General features: G+C 64.5%; 15 protein-coding genes. 7 read left to right on the top strand and 8 right to left on the bottom strand.

Features of this window, described 5'->3' with window-relative positions; all coding sequences use genetic code 11:
* Positions 1–32 precede the first annotated feature (32 nt).
* The 3 genes from AC1D1Y_RS12520 to AC1D1Y_RS12510 are packed head-to-tail and all read left to right on the top strand — an operon-like array spanning position 33 to position 1,806.
* The gene (locus AC1D1Y_RS12520; RefSeq protein ID WP_477653852.1) at positions 33–497 is read left to right on the top strand and encodes a YiaA/YiaB family inner membrane protein; all 465 of its coding nucleotides are present in this window, start codon (positions 33–35) and stop codon (positions 495–497) included.
* 27 nt (positions 498–524) lie between these two features.
* Positions 525–980, top strand: a complete 456-nt coding sequence (locus tag AC1D1Y_RS12515; protein WP_477682618.1) for a hypothetical protein — start codon at positions 525–527, stop codon at positions 978–980.
* Positions 981–993: 13 nt separating this feature from the next.
* A complete protein-coding gene (locus tag AC1D1Y_RS12510; RefSeq protein WP_477682617.1) occupies positions 994–1,806 on the top strand; it encodes a DUF2145 domain-containing protein in 813 nt (270 codons plus the stop codon).
* Between the two features lie 4 nt (positions 1,807–1,810).
* Here AC1D1Y_RS12510 and yiaA read toward each other — a convergent pair whose 3' ends face one another.
* Positions 1,811–2,266: an inner membrane protein YiaA gene (gene yiaA, locus AC1D1Y_RS12505; RefSeq protein WP_477682616.1), complete on the bottom strand. Its 456-nt coding sequence runs from the start codon at positions 2,264–2,266 to the stop codon at positions 1,811–1,813.
* Positions 2,267–2,469: 203 nt separating this feature from the next.
* Between yiaA and AC1D1Y_RS12500 the strand changes: the two genes are divergently transcribed.
* Together AC1D1Y_RS12500 and AC1D1Y_RS12495 are read left to right on the top strand one after the other, a co-directional pair.
* A complete protein-coding gene (locus tag AC1D1Y_RS12500) occupies positions 2,470–3,498 on the top strand; it encodes a serine endopeptidase (RefSeq protein WP_477682615.1) in 1,029 nt (342 codons plus the stop codon).
* Positions 3,499–4,914, top strand: coding sequence for an FAD-binding oxidoreductase (locus tag AC1D1Y_RS12495; RefSeq protein WP_477682614.1), 1,416 nt, complete (start codon positions 3,499–3,501; stop codon positions 4,912–4,914). It abuts the gene before it with no gap.
* Between the two features lie 13 nt (positions 4,915–4,927).
* Here the strand turns inward: AC1D1Y_RS12495 and AC1D1Y_RS12490 are convergent, their stop codons facing one another.
* Complete coding sequence (locus AC1D1Y_RS12490; protein WP_477682613.1) at positions 4,928–5,932, bottom strand: aldo/keto reductase; 1,005 nt, start codon at positions 5,930–5,932, stop codon at positions 4,928–4,930.
* A gap of 226 nt (positions 5,933–6,158) precedes the next feature.
* On the opposite strand from AC1D1Y_RS12490, the gene AC1D1Y_RS12485 reads away from it, so the two are divergent.
* The gene (locus AC1D1Y_RS12485; protein WP_477682612.1) at positions 6,159–6,632 is read left to right on the top strand and encodes a hypothetical protein; all 474 of its coding nucleotides are present in this window, start codon (positions 6,159–6,161) and stop codon (positions 6,630–6,632) included.
* Here the strand turns inward: AC1D1Y_RS12485 and AC1D1Y_RS12480 are convergent.
* Genes AC1D1Y_RS12480 through queA form a run of 6 tightly spaced genes read right to left on the bottom strand, consistent with a single transcriptional unit; the run spans position 6,629 to position 13,244 of the window.
* Positions 6,629–7,417, bottom strand: coding sequence for a C40 family peptidase (locus AC1D1Y_RS12480; protein ID WP_477682611.1), 789 nt, complete (start codon positions 7,415–7,417; stop codon positions 6,629–6,631). The two genes, AC1D1Y_RS12485 and AC1D1Y_RS12480, sit on opposite strands and share 4 nt — an antisense overlap.
* A gap of 44 nt (positions 7,418–7,461) precedes the next feature.
* A complete protein-coding gene (locus AC1D1Y_RS12475) occupies positions 7,462–9,225 on the bottom strand; it encodes an ArnT family glycosyltransferase (protein ID WP_477682610.1) in 1,764 nt (587 codons plus the stop codon).
* Positions 9,212–9,745 carry a GtrA family protein gene (locus AC1D1Y_RS12470; protein WP_477675539.1) on the bottom strand — a complete coding sequence of 178 codons (534 nt, stop codon included), beginning with the start codon at positions 9,743–9,745 and terminating at the stop codon, positions 9,212–9,214. The genes AC1D1Y_RS12475 and AC1D1Y_RS12470 overlap by 14 nt, the downstream gene beginning before the upstream one ends.
* Before the next feature lie 16 nt (positions 9,746–9,761).
* Entirely contained in the window at positions 9,762–10,997 is a 1,236-nt protein-coding gene (locus AC1D1Y_RS12465; RefSeq protein ID WP_477682609.1) for a glycosyltransferase family 9 protein, read from the bottom strand.
* Positions 10,997–12,160: a tRNA guanosine(34) transglycosylase Tgt gene (tgt, locus tag AC1D1Y_RS12460; protein ID WP_477682608.1), complete on the bottom strand. Its 1,164-nt coding sequence runs from the start codon at positions 12,158–12,160 to the stop codon at positions 10,997–10,999. The genes AC1D1Y_RS12465 and tgt overlap by 1 nt, the downstream gene beginning before the upstream one ends.
* Positions 12,161–12,182: 22 nt before the next feature.
* The gene (gene queA / locus AC1D1Y_RS12455; RefSeq protein ID WP_477682607.1) at positions 12,183–13,244 is read right to left on the bottom strand and encodes a tRNA preQ1(34) S-adenosylmethionine ribosyltransferase-isomerase QueA; all 1,062 of its coding nucleotides are present in this window, start codon (positions 13,242–13,244) and stop codon (positions 12,183–12,185) included.
* Between the two features lie 256 nt (positions 13,245–13,500).
* Between queA and recG the strand changes: the two genes are divergently transcribed.
* Positions 13,501–15,651, top strand: coding sequence for an ATP-dependent DNA helicase RecG (gene recG / locus AC1D1Y_RS12450; RefSeq protein WP_477682606.1), 2,151 nt, complete (start codon positions 13,501–13,503; stop codon positions 15,649–15,651).
* The last annotated feature ends 9 nt before the right edge of the window (positions 15,652–15,660 follow it).

Below are 15,660 nucleotides of genomic sequence, written 5' to 3'. Positions count from 1 at the left end.
AGTGGCGACACCTCAACAACCGCAAGGTTTTTATGCAGACGCTGATACACCGTGACTCCAAGCCCTGGCAATTGCAGGTCTGGGCCTCTTTCCTGATCGCCGTTTTCCTCTGTGCCGTGGGCCTGTCGTGGCTGCCCGGCAAGGACCTGGACCGCGCCTTCATGGTCATGGGTTATTTCTTCTGCCTGTCGGCCGCCTTTGTGCTGGCCAAGTATGTGCGTGACCAGGAGCAAAGCAGGGCCGAAGGCAAGCTGGCTGATACGCCCATGTTCAAGCTGGTGGTGTGGGGCGGCTTTTTCCTCGCCATGTCGCTGACCGGCTGGGGCCTGTGGCGCATGGAGATCAATGAAACCTACAAGGCCTTTCTGGGCGTGAGCTGGCTTTACCTGATCACCTGCAGCTTCACGCTGGCCAAGACCCTGCGCGACCGCCATGAGGCCGATCTCAGCGAGGCTCGCCTGGGCCGTGCCGCCCGCAGCCACGCGGCCAATGAATAAATCCAGCACACGGAACAAGGAATCATCATGAAAAACCGACTTGCCGCTTACTTGATTGCTGCATTTTCCCTGGCGGGAACCGCAGCCTCATTCAATGTACAGGCTCAATCCGAGGCCTCGGCCCTGAGCGCCGTGTCGGCCTTGCCGGTGGCCTCTGTCGTGGTCGGCGCCAGCGCCACCGCGGGCGCCGTGGTGGCCATCCCGGTCGTGTTGTCCACGGCGGGCACGGTGCTGGTGGTCAAGGCCGTGGAAAGCACGGCCCGCGGAACCCTGTACGTGCTGGAGCGCGCTTCCGACGGTGCGCGTGCCAGCATCGAGGTGGTGGGCAGGGGTGTGGCGGGCGTGTCCATGGTGGCCGGGACGGTGGTGGTGGTCAGTGTGGTGGGTGCGGGTGTGGTGCTGTCGGCAGCGGGGGAGGCGATCGCCTTTATCCCCAATTCTCTTGGCCGTGCTTTGTTGCACAACGAACGCCTGACGCAGTAAACGGCGCCACACCATGAAAATCTTCAAATCCCTTTTGCCGTTATTGCTCGCGGCTGCTGTCTTCGGCGCGGCGCCTGCCGCCCATGCCGGGCGTTCCTGCGAAGCCCGCAAGACCACGCCCCAGACCGTGGAGCGCGCCATGGTGCTGGCCGAAAAAACCCTGGCCTCGCTCAACGCCAGCGGCGAGAAAGTCGTGCTGCTGGCACGCGCCGGGCAAGACCTCGGCAAATACGGCGTGCGCTATTCGCACCTGGGATTGGCCTACCAGCTGCCCGACGGGCAGGGCGGCATGACCTGGCGCGTGGTGCACAAGCTCAACAGCTGCGGCACCAGCGACTCGGCGATCTACCGCCAGGGGCTGGGTGAGTTTTTCCTCGACGACCTGTGGCGCTTTGAGGCCGCCTGGGTCGCGCCTTCCCCGCAAGCGCAGGCCCAGCTGCTGGCGCTGCTGCAGGACCCGGCCCGGCTCACGGCCATGCACCACAAACCCTACAGCATCGTGAGTTATGCCTGGGGCCGCAAATACCAGCAGTCCAACCAGTGGGCCATTGAAACCATGGCCGCCGCCGCTGAGCCTGGCGTGACGACGCGCGAGAAAGCGCAAGCCTGGCTGCAGTTCAAGGGCTACGAGCCCACGACGCTCAAGCTCGGTCCCTTGACCCGGCTGGGTGGCCGCATCACCGCCGCCAATGTCGCCTTTGACGACCACCCCGACAGCAAGCGCTTTTCCGACCGCATTGAAACCGTCACGGTGGACTCGGTCTTCGACTGGCTGCAACGGGCCCGCATGACGGACGGCAAGCCCGTGACGGTGGTCAGGCTCTAGGCGTTCAGGGCTGGCCCGGCGCTGTGTCTGGCGCGTCGGGCTGCGCGGCGTCAAACAGGGCGACGTCGCGCACGTTCTTTTGCACCGTCACGGCGGCGAACAGGCTCAGCAGGAAGGACATGGCGAAGAAGCCCTGCTCGCTGGAAGAGAGCGACGAGTTCCACAAGCCGATGGACAGCAGCAGCACGGCCAGGGAAAGCGAAACCCAGCACAGGCCGAAATAGATGCCGGTGACCGGGATGTTCTCCAGCCGGTCGCGCACCGACTTCTGCAGCGAGACGGCCGAAAAAAGGCCGTACATGAGCAAGGTGAAGTAGTAGCCCTTTTCGTTGAGCTGCATTCCCGAATTCCACAGGCCGCTCAGGTAAGTGAGGGAGCCGATGAACAAGGCCAGCCAGGACGCCCCGATGAAGGCTCCGGTGGGGCGTTGCAGCGCGCGCATGATGGGTTCTCTGTTCATGTCCCTCTCCTCTTTTTGAATTGATCAGTTTGTAGTATCGCTGAGCTGCAGGTATCGGGAAATAGTACCGGCCAGCCGCATTGCGCGCCACTGCGCAGAAAGCCGGTGCTTGCTGCGCGCGCCGATCGCAGACTTGCGCTGTGTTCAAGCGCTTGAAGAGGTCCCTGTGAAGAAGTTATTTGCCTGCCTTGAGGAGAAATACCATGAGTAAATCCTTGCGACTGTCCGAGAAGTGGTTCCGCCGAGGCCTCTGGCTGGTGGCCTTTGTGTTCGCCGGCTTCCTGACAGGGCTGGGCGGCACGGTGGTCGGCGACCTGCCCAAGGTCGAGAGGCAACTCTCGCTCGACGACTACATGGATGCGAACGCCAGCACCGCGCTGCGCAACGCCATCAAGGCTGCTGATCGCGCCGGGCAGGATGCCCAGACGGCGCTGGAACAGGCCCAGCTCAAGCGCCGGGTGGCGCAGGCCGATTCGGGCGCGGCGCGTGAGACCTTTAACAACTGGCTGTCCACACGGCACGCCACGCAACTGGCCGACCAGGACCCGGAACTGCTGTCGCGCACCCGGGCGCTGGATACGCTGAAGGACCGTGAGCGCGCGGCCGGCGCCGCCGTCGAGGCCCAGCAGCAGGCCGCGCTCGATGCGCGCCAGGGCGCGGCGCGCGAGCGCCGCAAGCTCAGGGAGATGGAAGAGGCCGCGCAAGTGCTGCTCAACGCGGAATACCGGCGCGTGGAACTGCGCGTCTTTCTGTATCGCCTGGCGCTGACGCTTCCGTTGCTGGTGGCGGCCGGCTGGCTGTTCGCGAAAAAGCGAAAAAGCGCCTATTGGCCTTTCGTCTGGGGCTTTATCTTCTTCGCGCTGTTCGCTTTTTTTGTGGAACTGGTGCCTTACCTGCCCAGCTACGGCGGTTATGTGCGTTACATCGTGGGCATTACCGTCACGGCGCTGGTGGGCCGGCAGGYCATCATCGCGCTGAACCGCTACCTCGAAAAGCAAAAACTCGCCGAACAGCTGCCCGATGCGCAGCGCCGCGAGGAACTGAGCTACGACACGGCGCTCACGCGGCTGTCAAAAAGCGTGTGCCCGGGCTGCGAGCGGGTTGTGGACCTGAAAAATCCGGAGATCGATTTTTGTCCGCACTGCGGCATCGGCCTGTTTGACCATTGTGCGAAGTGCTCGACGCGCAAGAGCGCCTTCGCCAGGTTCTGCCACGCTTGCGGTGCCGGCTAGATGCGCTTCGATCCATCGCGCAGGAGGGCGTTGTCGGCTATTGCCGGCGGCGCGGCGCTGGCACAACTGAGCGCCGAGGCAAAGTGTCCGGCCGATCCGCTGAGTGTGTGCAATGTCACCCACCTCAGCTCGGTGAAGACGGCTGAAATCGCGGAAATCCAGGGAACCGATGACGTCCGGCAGGCCTTGAAAAAATGGCAAGGCCAGGTGAGCGTTGGCGGCGGCAGGTTCAGCATGGGAGGGCAGACCGCCATTCAAGGCGGTTTGCAGCTGGATATGCGCGCGATGAACGGCGTGGTGAAAGTCGACTCCGCCAAACGGATCGCCAGGGTCCAGGCGGGAATGCGATGGCGCGACCTGCAGGCGATCATCGACCCGCAGGGGCTGTCGATCCAGACCATGCAGAGCTACGCCAGTTTCACGGTGGGAGGCTCGGTGTCGGTGAACTGCCATGGGCGTTATGTGGGGCACGGGTCTGTCAGCCGTTCCGTTCGGGCCTTGCAGATCGTCTTGCCTGACGGCGAGGTGATTGAGGCCAGCAGGCAAGCCCATTCAGAACTTTTTCATGCCGCCCTGGGCGGGTACGGGGGAGTCGGGGTCATCACGGAAGTTGAGCTCAGTCTCGACGAAAACTTTCGGATAGAAAGATCGACGAGCCGCGTTCCCATTGGGGACTATCCGGACTGGTTTCGCGAAAAAGTCCTGTCCAACCCGAATGCGTTATTGCACAACGCCGATTTATTCCCGGACCGGTTTGACCATCCGCATTGCGTCACATGGTCACGGACCGACAAGCCCTTGACCGTTGCTGAGAGGTTGACGCCGCCGGGCCGCCCCTACATCAAAGAGAAACTTTTCTTCTGGGCCATGACGGAGTTGCCTGGCGGGGCTTCGCTTCGCGAAAAAGCCGCTTCCATCGAGGACAAGCCGGCCGTGGTGTGGCGCAACTACGAGGCCAGCCTTGATGTTGCGCAGCTTGAGCCCGCAAGCCGGGATTTTTCAAGCTATGTTTTGCAGGAGTACTTTGTCCCGGAGCGCCACTTCGCAAGCTTCGCGCGAAAGATGTCCAGCCTGTTGCAATCGACCCCCACGGGCGCGGTGAATGTCTCAATACGCCACTCCCCGGCCGACCGCGCGGTGTTGATGGCTTGGGCCAGGCAGGATGTGTTTTCCTTCGTGATTTACTATAAACAGGGCGTGTCGTTCCATGCGCAGCAACACGCCGGGCAATGGACCCGTTCAATGATCGACATGGCACTGTCGCATGAAGGCAGCTACTACCTGCCGTACCAGCTGCATGCGACGCAGGAACAATTTCTTCGTGCTTACCCGCAGGCACCCAGGTTCAACGCGCTGCGGCAACAGATCGGGGCGTCGCGGTTCACGAATACCTTATGGTCGCAGTACCGGATCTGAGGCCAATGCCGGCTCAGGGCAGCGCGCGGCCGAAGAAGGGGTAACCCGGGTCGTTGTAGCCGTGGCTGGACGCGTGGCCGGGCACCACCAGCTCGTTGACAAAGGCTTCGTCGCCCTTGTCCAGCACCAGTTCCACCGCGCCGTACACGTCTTCCAGATGCGGCAGCGTGCGCGGCCCCACGATGACGGAGCTGACCAGCGGGTTGGCCAGCACCCAGGCCGCGGCGAACTGGCCGGGGACCTGGCCTCTGGCTTCGCAGCGCGCCTTGATCTTCTGTGCGATCACCAGGGACTCTTCGCGGAACTCGGTTTCCAGGATGCGCTTGTCGCCGCTGCCGGCACGCGTGCCTTCGGCCGGCGGCTGGCCGGGCGGGTATTTGCCTGTGAGCACGCCGCGCGCCAAGGGGCTGTAGGGCACCACACCCAGGCCGTAGTGGCCGCAGGCCGGCAGGATCTCGACTTCCGGGCTGCGATTGAGCAGGTTGTAATAAGGCTGGCACACGGCGGGTTGCGGCACGCCCAGTTCTTTGCACAGTCGCACCACCTCGGCGATGCGCCAGCCGCGGAAGTTGGACAACCCAAAGCTGCGCAGCTTGCCCGCGCGTATCAAATCACCGAGCGCGCGCACCGCCTCCTCGAGGTTTTCCTCGTGGTAGTCGCGGTGCAGGTAGAGGATGTCCAGGTAATCGGTCTGCAGCCGCGCCAGGATGGCGTCGGTCTGCTGGATCAGCCAGCGGCGCGAGTAGTGGCTTTCGTTGATGTTCTCGCTGACCGCGTTGCCCAGCTTGCTGGCCAGCACCCAGTGCTGCCGCTGGCCGGCCAGCAGCTTGCCCACGTCTTTCTCGGACTGTCCCTGGTTGTAGACGTCGGCCGTGTCGATGAAGTTGAGCCCGTGCTCACGGGCCGATGCCACGATGCGCGCCGCGTCCTCAAGCGGCGTCTGCTTGCCGAACATCATGGTGCCCAGGCACAGGACGGAGACTTTGAGGTTGCTGTTTCCGAGGCGGCGGTATTGCATGGTCTTTGCGGCAGAAAAGTGGTGGATGGCTTGATGGTGCCTGAGCCTGGATCTTTACGCTGTGCGTCGGCTATTTGGCGGGGTCTGGTATTCGGAATTTCGATGAAGTATCTGATTTTGATGCTTTTCGTATACTTTTAATAGTCTTGTATCTTTTAATGCAACCTTTTGGGCCGGCCGCCACACACTGCGGCCACAAGCATGTGCTTGGGCCTTCAGGTTATGTATGAAGATCAATTCTTCCCTGTTCCTTTTGTCACGCCTGACGCGCCGCACGGCTCTGGCCGCCGCGGTGCTGGGCGCTACGGCCCTGACGGGCTGCTATGTTGTGCCGGTCCAGCCCGGCCATCCGCCGGTCACTTCCACGGTGTACGTCACGCCGGCCATGCCGGCCAGCACCACCTTCCCGGCGCGGCTCTATCCGTCGAATGATGCCGCCCAAGCCTACGGCATGGTGGGTGCGGTGGTGACCAACGACATGAACGGGCGCGGGACCTTCACCACCAATATCAACGGTGAGAGTTTCAATGGGGAAGCCACGCGCATTGCGGGTTCATCCGTGCGCGAAGGCGTCGCCAACGGATCCGGCAGCCGCGGCAACTACATCAGCTGCCGCTACCAGATGAACTCGTCCACCATGGGCACCGGGCAGTGCAAGCTGTCCAACGGCGCGCAGTTCACCATGCACGTGGGCGGTTAACGCTCCAGCTGCTCCGCGGCCACCACCTGCGGAGCGGCCTTGAGGTGGCCCACATACCGCAGCGGCTTGTGAATCATGATGGAGGGCACGTCGCCCTCCCGCATGTGCAGCAGGTCGCCGGGGTTGATCAGGCGCGGGTCGGCGTCGGTGAGTGGCAGGCCCGCGCTGCGATAGGCCTCCAGGATGAACTGGGAGCAGAAGAACTGGTCGTTGCGCCCCAGGCCCAGCTGCACGGCCGCGATGCCGCGTATGCAGAAGTCGCGCACCATGGACGGTATCAGCGGCAGCTCGCACATGCGCCGCTCCAGAGCGAACGGGGCCTGCAGCATCACGCCGACGTAGTTGTATTTCTTGCCTTCGTGGCTGGCCACAAAGGTGTTGATCTTGACGGCCTGCCCGGCCGTGAGGTCGGGGTGGCGAAACGCCACCACCGTCGCTTCGTCTTGCAACAGGGCATCCACGCTGCGGATGCGTATGCCTGATCCCACGGCTTCGGCGATCTGCCGGTTGCCCATGTAGACCGCCGCATGGCTCACGGGCGACAGCGTGATCAGGCGGATGCCGACGGAATTCAGGCCGTTTTCGGCCGTGAGGATGATGTCGCCCGGAAGCAGCGCGTCGGCGGCGACCAGCTCCCCGCCATTGCCGGGGTTGAGCGCCATGTTCTGGAAGCCCAGCGTGGGTGCGCCGCTGGTTTCATGCGGCTTGATGGCCGTGGCGCAGCCGCCCAACGCCAGCATGGCCACCAGGGCCAATGTCCCTGCAAGTCTCTGGAATCGGGGCATGGGTGTTTCCTCAGTGAAGTTTGCAGGGGTGAATCGGGGAATGATCAAGGCGCCGCGCGCTCGACCAGGTACTCTTTGGCGTACCAGAAGGTTTCGGGCGACTTGAAGGCGCCCAGTGTGCCTTCTTTTTCGTCCTGACGGGATCGCAGGTCCCAGCGCTCGTCGATGACGCGGCACTGCTCGCAGGGTTTTTGCCCGGCGCGGCGCTGCACCAGCGCGTAGCGCGTGTTCTTGAAGAGCGCGTCCACGTCCTGGTAGTCCACAGGCTGCGCGGCGAAGTAGGGAACGATTTTGGCGCCGGGGATGATGAACTCGTAGCGCTCGAAATGCCCGTTGAAATTGCTGGGCACCGACACGGCCTGGCCCTTGAGCAGCGCGCCGGTCTCCGCACGGAAGTGGCCCATGTCGCCATTGAACGGCGCCGTGACCCAGGCCAGCGCGAACAGCACGCCAAAACTGCTGAGCGCGGTAATCGGCCGCGTCCATGCCGGTTTGAACATGCCCGCGATGCAAGCAACGGCCAGCACACCCAGGAAGAGCCAGTACAGCGGTGAGAACAGCCAAGCGTCCTGCGTGGCCCGCACGCCGCCGTAGCCGATCAGGCCCATGGCCAGCGCGCCTATGAGGCAGATCACCAGGGTCAGGCTGAACCAGATGCGCGCGATGCGCTCCCAGTACAGCGCGATCAGCACGGCCAGCGCCGGCATGGCGGGGATCAGGTAGCGCGTGGAACGCTGCGTGGGCACCATGAACACCAGCGCGAAGGCCAGCAGCCAGATCCACAGGGCTTTTTCGGTGTCGCTGATGGTTTGCCCGGTGCCTTTGCGCTGGCGCCAGGCTTTCCAGGCGGCCCAGGTGCAGCCGACCGCAGCGGGCAACAGGAACAGCGCGTTAGAGTAGTAGCCCGTCAGGATGGTCAGGATGCCGCTGCTGCCGCTGAAGGCGATGGCGAAATAGCCTTTTGACGAATTCATCTTGCCGGCGTTCTCGCCGACGACGAATTCGCGCCAGACCTCGCCCGGCTGCGGGTCTATGGCAAACCAAAGGCCGAAAATCGCCAGTGCCAGCAAGCAGATGGCGACCACCTTCACGCCGTCGACTGCGATGCCGCGCCGGAAAACATCCCACGGCGCCTTGCGCGCACCCAGCACCTGGTAGCACAGCGCCAGCGCAAAGCCGACCGGCACCACCATGACAAAAGACTTGTAAAGGCAGCCTATACCGATGGCGATGCCCGCCAGCAGCGGAAACGCCCAGCGCGAGGCCAGCAGTTTTGCCGGCGACCAGGCAACCGCGAACAACACACCGAACAGCCAGAAGGTTTCCGGCGCGCTGGTCAGGTAGGGCCGGCCGTAGCGGTAGGTGCTGAAGAAAGACAGGTAGACGATGGCCGCGATGGCGCCCATGGCCAGCGCGTGGCGGCGGCGGTCGGCCGGTGCGGTTTCGCCCTGGACGATCTTCCAGGCCAGCAGCGCGGTCATCAGGGTGGTGGCCCAGGTGTAGGCAATGCTGGGCAGGCGCAGGTTGAGCAGCGTCCAGTGCTCGCCCCAGCCGCCGGCCAGCATGGCCTGCCAGAACAGCACGGGCGGCTTGGTGTTGCGCATGAAGTCGTAGGAACTGACCAGCGGCAGCCATTTTCCGGTCTCCGCCGTCAAGCGCGCGATGTGGGCATAGACCAGCTCGTCGCCGTTGCGCGGTATATGGTCGCCGCCCAGGCCGAACAGGTAACCCAGGGCGACCAGGATGGCCAGCCCTATCCAGATACAGTGGGCGGGAAGGCGTGTTTTCAGGGGCTCAGGGCTTGTCATGGACATCGTTGGGCGGTGGGTGCGCGGCGGCATCGGCCTCGATTTTGGCGCGGCGGCGGCGGAAAGTCATGCGGTCGTTGGCCACAAAATTGCAGACGCTGGACAGCACGATGGCCAGCACGTTGGCCAGCAGGTAGTGCATGTGCAGGGCCAGCCACTTGGTCAGCAGCGACTGCAGCACGATGGCCAGGCCGGCGGCCATCACGTACTTGGAAAACAGGAACAGCGCCGAATGGTGGACTTCGTGCTTGCGGTCGCGCCAGGTCAGGCGCCGGTTCCAGTAGAAGTTGCTGATGGTGGCGACGGTTATCGCCAGCGCGATGGAATAGTTGAGTCGGTCATGGAAATCCGCGATCCCGCTGAACAAAAACTCCTGCGCGAGGTACAGCACCGCGACGTTGACCACCGTGCCGCTGGCGCCCACCACGCCGAACTTGATGAAGCGCCAGCGCACCATAGGCTGCAGGCGCTCGGGCAGGCGCCGGATCACGGCCTCGGCAAAAGATCGGAGTGTGGGCATCAGGGTGTGTGTGGGGTCAGGGCGCTGCCAGGCACTCGCGCGACTTGGCCAATACGGTGTCCGGCGCGATGACTTTGAGGCACTGGTTGTCGCCGTCGCAGTAGGACGAGCGGTGGTTGTAGGCCGTCAGACAGGGCGAGCAGGGCCACTGGCTGTAGAAGGAGTGGCACCGCGGCGTGAGCGGCGCGTACAGGCCAGGGGTTTCGGGGCCGAACAGCATCAGCGTCCAGATCGGCGTGAGCGCCGCGAACTGCCCCGGCCCGCCGTCGTTGGTGACCAGCAGGCGCGCGACATGGAACAGCGCCAGCAGCTCGGAAATCGAGCGCGTGTAGCCGGTCAGGTCTATGACGGGGCCGGCCGGGAAGGCAGCCTGCACATTGGCCACCAATTGCCGCGCCAGCGCCTGGTCGTCCTTGAGGCCGATCACGGCCACGGCGCAGCCGTCGGCCACCAGGCCCTGGCACAGCGCGGTGTAGGAATCCAGCGGCCAGGCGCGTATCGGCAAAATGCCGCCGCCCGGGTAGACCAGCACCAAGGGCTTGCCGGCGATCTCGGGAAAGTCCTGCGCGAGGCGGGCCTGGATGCCTGGCACCAGCGCCGGCTCCAGCCGCACGTGCGGCGGCGGCTTGACGGTTGCGGCCGTCAGGTTGGCCGGCAGCTTGGACTTGGGTACAGCGGTCGAATCAATCGCGCGCGCCAGCGTCAGGAACTGCGCGCTGATGTGGTGATACGGGTTGTAGGGCACGGGCCGATTGATGTGCGAGCCGCGGTACAGGCCTTCCTGCGTGTGGCGGTGAAAACCCACGCGGATGCGCGCTCCGCTGGCATACGAGAGCAGGCTGCTGATGCGCGAGAACAGCTCGCAGTCGATGGCTACGTCGACGTGGGCGCGGCGCAGCTCGCCGATCGCCCTCCACAGGCTGGAGAGCAGGCCGCCCAGCGACTTGTCGTCCACGGTGTGCACATTGGCCGGGTCCACCACCTGCATGAGGTCGAGGATTTCGCGGTTCTTGCCGAACAGCAGCGCGTGCAGCGGCGCATCGGGGTAGCGCTGCTTGAGGCGCGCGAACATCTCGTGGGCCAGAACCAGGCTGCCCATTTCCGACAGCAAAATCACGACAATCGCGCGCGGCGCGGTGTCTGCGCCGGAATCCTTGCGAAAGCGCCGCGCCACGGCGTCCACGGCCGAAACCGCCGCGCACAGCGGAATGCCGGCCCAGCGGTCTATCCAGCGTTGCAGGTTGATATTCATCAGACGCCTCGTTGCCGGTCGGCGCGGAACTGCGCCGTGAATTCACCGAAGCGGCCGGCGTCCAGCGCATCACGCACTTCCTGCATCAGGTTCAGGTAGTAGTGCAGGTTGTGGATGCTGGAGAGCATGGGGCCCAGCATTTCGCCGCAGCGGTCCAGGTGGTGCATATAGGCGCGCGAGAAGTTTTTGCAGGTGTAGCAGCTGCAGGTCGCGTCCACCGGCTGGTCTTCGGTCTTGTAGCGGGCGTTGCGAATCTTCAGGTCACCGAAGCGCGTGAACATATGGCCGTTGCGCGCATTGCGCGTCGGCATCACGCAGTCGAACATGTCGACACCGGCGGCCACGCCCTCAACCAGGTCTTCGGGCGTGCCCACGCCCATCAGGTAGCGCGGCTTGTGCGTGGGCAGGCGGTGCGGCGTGTGCGCCATGATGCGCTGCATTTCTTCCTTGGGCTCGCCCACGCTGACGCCGCCTATGGCGTAGCCGGGCAGGTCCAGCTCGACCAGGGCTTCCAGCGATTCCTGGCGCAGGTTTTCGAACATGCCGCCCTGCACGATGCCGAACAGCGCGTTCGGGTTCTCCAGCTTGTTGAACTCGGCGATGCAGCGGCTCGCCCAGCGCAGGCTCAGTTCCATGGAGCTGCGCGCTTCGCTTTCGGTGGTGATGTGGCCCTTGGTGTCGTAGGGCGTGCATTCGTCGAACTGCATCACGATGTCGCTGTTGAGCACCGTCTGGATCTGCATGGAGATCTCGGGCGTCAGGAACAGCTTGTCGCCGTTGACGGGCGAGGCGAACTTCACGCCCTCTTCTGAAATCTTGCGCATTTCGCCCAGCGACCAGACCTGGAAGCCGCCGCTGTCGGTCAGGATGGGCTTGTTCCAGCTTTCAAATTTGTGCAGGCCGCCGAACTGCTGCATCACGTCCAGGCCGGGCCGCATCCAGAGGTGGAAGGTGTTGCCCAGGATGATTTGCGCGCCCATGTCGTGCAGCGACTGCGGCATCACGCCCTTGACCGTGCCATAGGTGCCGACCGGCATGAAGATGGGGGTTTGCACCATGCCGTGGTTGAGCGTCAGCTTGCCGCGGCGGGCGTAGGAACCGAGGTAGGCGCCGGCCTTGTCGTCCGGGCTGGTGTCGGTTTTCAGAACTTCAAATTCGAGCATCGTGCGATTGTCGCAGGTGTAATTAAAGGGACATTAGAGGGGTTTTGCGCGCCAGCAGCATGGCGTCGCCATAGCTGAAAAAGCGGTAGCGCTGGGCGATGGCATGCCGGTACAGCGCCATGATGTGTTCGTAGCCCGAAAACGCGCTGACCAGCATCATCAGCGTGCTTTTGGGCAGGTGGAAGTTGGTCAGCAGCAGGTCGACCACGGCGAACTCAAAGCCCGGTGTGATGAAGATGTTGGTGTCATTGCACTCGGGGCCGAATTTGGCGTGGGACTCCAGTGCGCGGACGGTGGTGGTGCCCACGGCCACCACGCGGCCGTCGCGCGCCTTGCAGGCGGCAATCGCCTCGCGCGTGGCCGGGGGCACCTCAAAGCGCTCAAAGTGCATGGTGTGGTCGGCGATGTTCTCGGCCTTGACGGGCTGGAAGGTGCCCGCGCCCACGTGCAGGGTCACGCTGGCGCGCTGGATGCCGCGCGCCTCCAGCTCGGCCAGCACGGCTTCGTCAAAATGCAGCGCGGCCGTGGGCGCCGCCACGGCACCGGGGTTTTTGGCGAACACCGTCTGGTAGCGCTGCTCGTCATCGGCGGAATCTGTATGGGTGATGTAGGGCGGCAGTGGCACGTGGCCGTGCCGGGCCATCAGGGCATAAGGGTCGCTGCTCAGGCGAAAGCGGTACAGCGGCCCGCTTTCTTCAGGCCAGCGGCCCAGCAAGGTGGCGGTAAAGCCGCCGTCCATTTGCAGCACCGCGCCCGGCAGGGGTTTTTTGCTGACCTTCATGTGGGCGGCGACTTCATGGCCTGCATCCGCGTGCGGCGACAGCACCCGCTCAATCAGCAGCTCCAGCTTGCCGCCGCTGGCTTTCTGGCCGAAGAGGCGGGCCTTGACGACTTTGGTGTCGTTGAAGACCAGCAGGTCGCCCGGCTGCAGCAGGCCGGGCAGTTCGGTGAAACGCCGGTCCACCGGTGCGCTTTCCAGGCCGTCGAGCAGGCGCGAGGCGCTGCGCTGGGCGGCGGGGTGTTGGGCTATGAGTTCTTCGGGCAGCGTGAAATCAAAATCGCTGAGGCTGAAATGCGTTTTCATAAACCTAGAAACCGTAGTTGGATGCGCCCGAGTGTGCTGCCCGCGCGGTGCCAGGCAAGGCGCGACAACGCTGTGGGCTGTTGCCCACAAGGCGGAGCAACGCCGCATGGCGGCGTGCGGGTGGCGCAATCGGGTGCATAGCGTTGTTATGCACAAGCTGAGTGCCAGCGAAGGGAGGGGCGACGGTATTCAAACGGATTCTGAGAGGTTGGCAAGCGGTCAACTGCGGCTTCTAGGTTGACGGCACAATTGTCCCATGTCGCCACCTGGTGCTCCCGCCCGAAAAACCGCCCCGCCAGAGGCCGCGGCCGGGGAGCAGGCCGCGCCCCAGCCTCGGGCTGAAAAAGCCCCGGCCAAATCGCCGGCCCAGAAAGCCCTCGAAAAGCTGGGCCTGCGCCGCGACATTGACCTGGCCCTTCACCTGCCCCTGCGTTATGAGGACGAAACCCGCATCGTGCGCCTGGCAGACGCCCGCGACGGCGACCTGGTGCAGATCGAGGGCGTGGTGACACACAGCGACATCGCTTTTCGCCCACGCCGCCAGCTGCGCGTGACGGTGGACGACGGCAGCGACACCTGCGTGCTGCGCTTTATCAATTTCTACCCGGCCCACCAGAAGACGCTCAGCGTGGGCGCGCGCGTGCGCGTGCGCGGCGAGATGCGCGGCGGTTTTGTGGGCCGCGAAATGATCCACCCGAGTTTCAGGCTGGCCGAAGGCGAACTGCCGGGCGCGCTGACGCCGGTCTACCCCACCGTGGCCGGCCTGCCGCAGAACTACCTGCGCAAAGCGGTGCTCAGCGGGCTGTTCCGCGCCGACCTGCGTGAGACCCTTCCTGAGGAGGTTGTGGGCAAAAGCCTGCCGCAACCCCTGTGGAGCCTGCGCGAGGCGCTGCAGTTCCTGCACCACCCGACGCCCGACGTGTCGCTGGCCACCCTGGAAGACCGCAGCCACCCGGCTTGGCAGCGCCTGAAAGCCGAGGAACTGCTGGCCCAGCAGCTGTCGCAGCTGCAGGCCAGGCGCATACGCGCGGCCATGCGCGCGCCGGCGCTCACGGGCCCTGCCATGCGCGGGCCGCAATGCACGCTGGAAGAGCAACTGCTGGAGCGCCTGCCCTTCCGGCTCACCGCCGCCCAGCAGCGCGTTTGCGGCGAAATCGAAGCCGACCTGAAGAAAAACATCCCCATGCACCGCCTGCTGCAAGGCGACGTGGGCGCCGGCAAGACCGTGGTGGCGGCGCTGGCCGCGGCCCGCTGCATGGACGCGGGCTGGCAATGCGCGTTGATGGCGCCCACCGAAATCCTGGCCGAGCAGCATTTCCGCAAGCTGATAGGCTGGCTGGAGCCCCTGGGCATCAAGACCGCCTGGCTGACCGGCAGCCAGAAGGCCAAGGAGCGGCGCGAGATGCTAGCCATGATCGAAAGCGGCGATGCCGGCCTGGTGGTGGGTACACACGCCGTGATCCAGGACAAGGTSAAGTTCAARAAYCTSGCACTGGCCATCATCGACGAGCAGCACCGCTTCGGCGTGGCGCAGCGCCTGGCCCTGCGCAGCAAAATGACCGAAGGCGGCGAAGAGCCACATATGCTCATGATGACCGCCACGCCGATTCCGCGCACCCTGGCCATGAGCTATTACGCCGACCTCGACGTCTCCACCATCGACGAGTTGCCGCCCGGCCGCACGCCCATCGTGACCAAGGTGGTCAGCGATGCGCGGCGCGACGAGGTGGTCACGCGCATACGTGGCCAGCTCGCCGAGGGCCGGCAAATCTACTGGGTCTGCCCGCTGATCGAAGAAAGTGAATCCATAGACCTGGTCAACGCGACCCAGACCCACGAAGCGCTGAGCGCGGCCCTGCCCGGTGTGATGGTGGGCCTGTTGCATTCGCGCATGCCGCTGGCTGAAAAGAAGGCCGTGATGACCTTGTTTACCAGCGGGGTTATGGGTGTACTGGTCAGCACCACGGTAATCGAGGTCGGCGTGGACGTGCCCAATGCGTCGCTGATGGTGATCGAACACGCCGAGCGCTTCGGCCTGAGCCAGCTGCACCAGCTGCGCGGCCGGGTCGGGCGCGGGGCGGCGGCTTCGGCCTGCGTGCTGCTGTATTCGACCGGTGATGCGCCCCGGCTCGGCGAGATGGCGCGCGAGCGCCTCAAGGCCATGGCGCAGACCAATGACGGCTTCGAGATCGCCCGGCGCGACCTCGAAATCCGCGGCCCGGGTGAATTCCTGGGCGCGCGGCAGTCGGGCGCGCCCTTGCTGCGTTTTGCCGACCTGGCGACGGACACCGAGCTGCTGGCCTGGGCGCGCGGCCTGGCGCCCACCATGCTGGACCGGCACGCGGAGCTCGCGCACCGGCACATCCTGCGCTGGCTGGGCGGCAAAGCCGAGTACCTGAAGGCCTGAGAGGGCCTG

The sequence above is a fragment of the Polaromonas sp. P1_G1 genome, from assembly GCF_056405595.1.
Note: the sequence above shows the minus strand (reverse complement) of the source record. Positions and strands in the feature narration are given on the sequence as shown.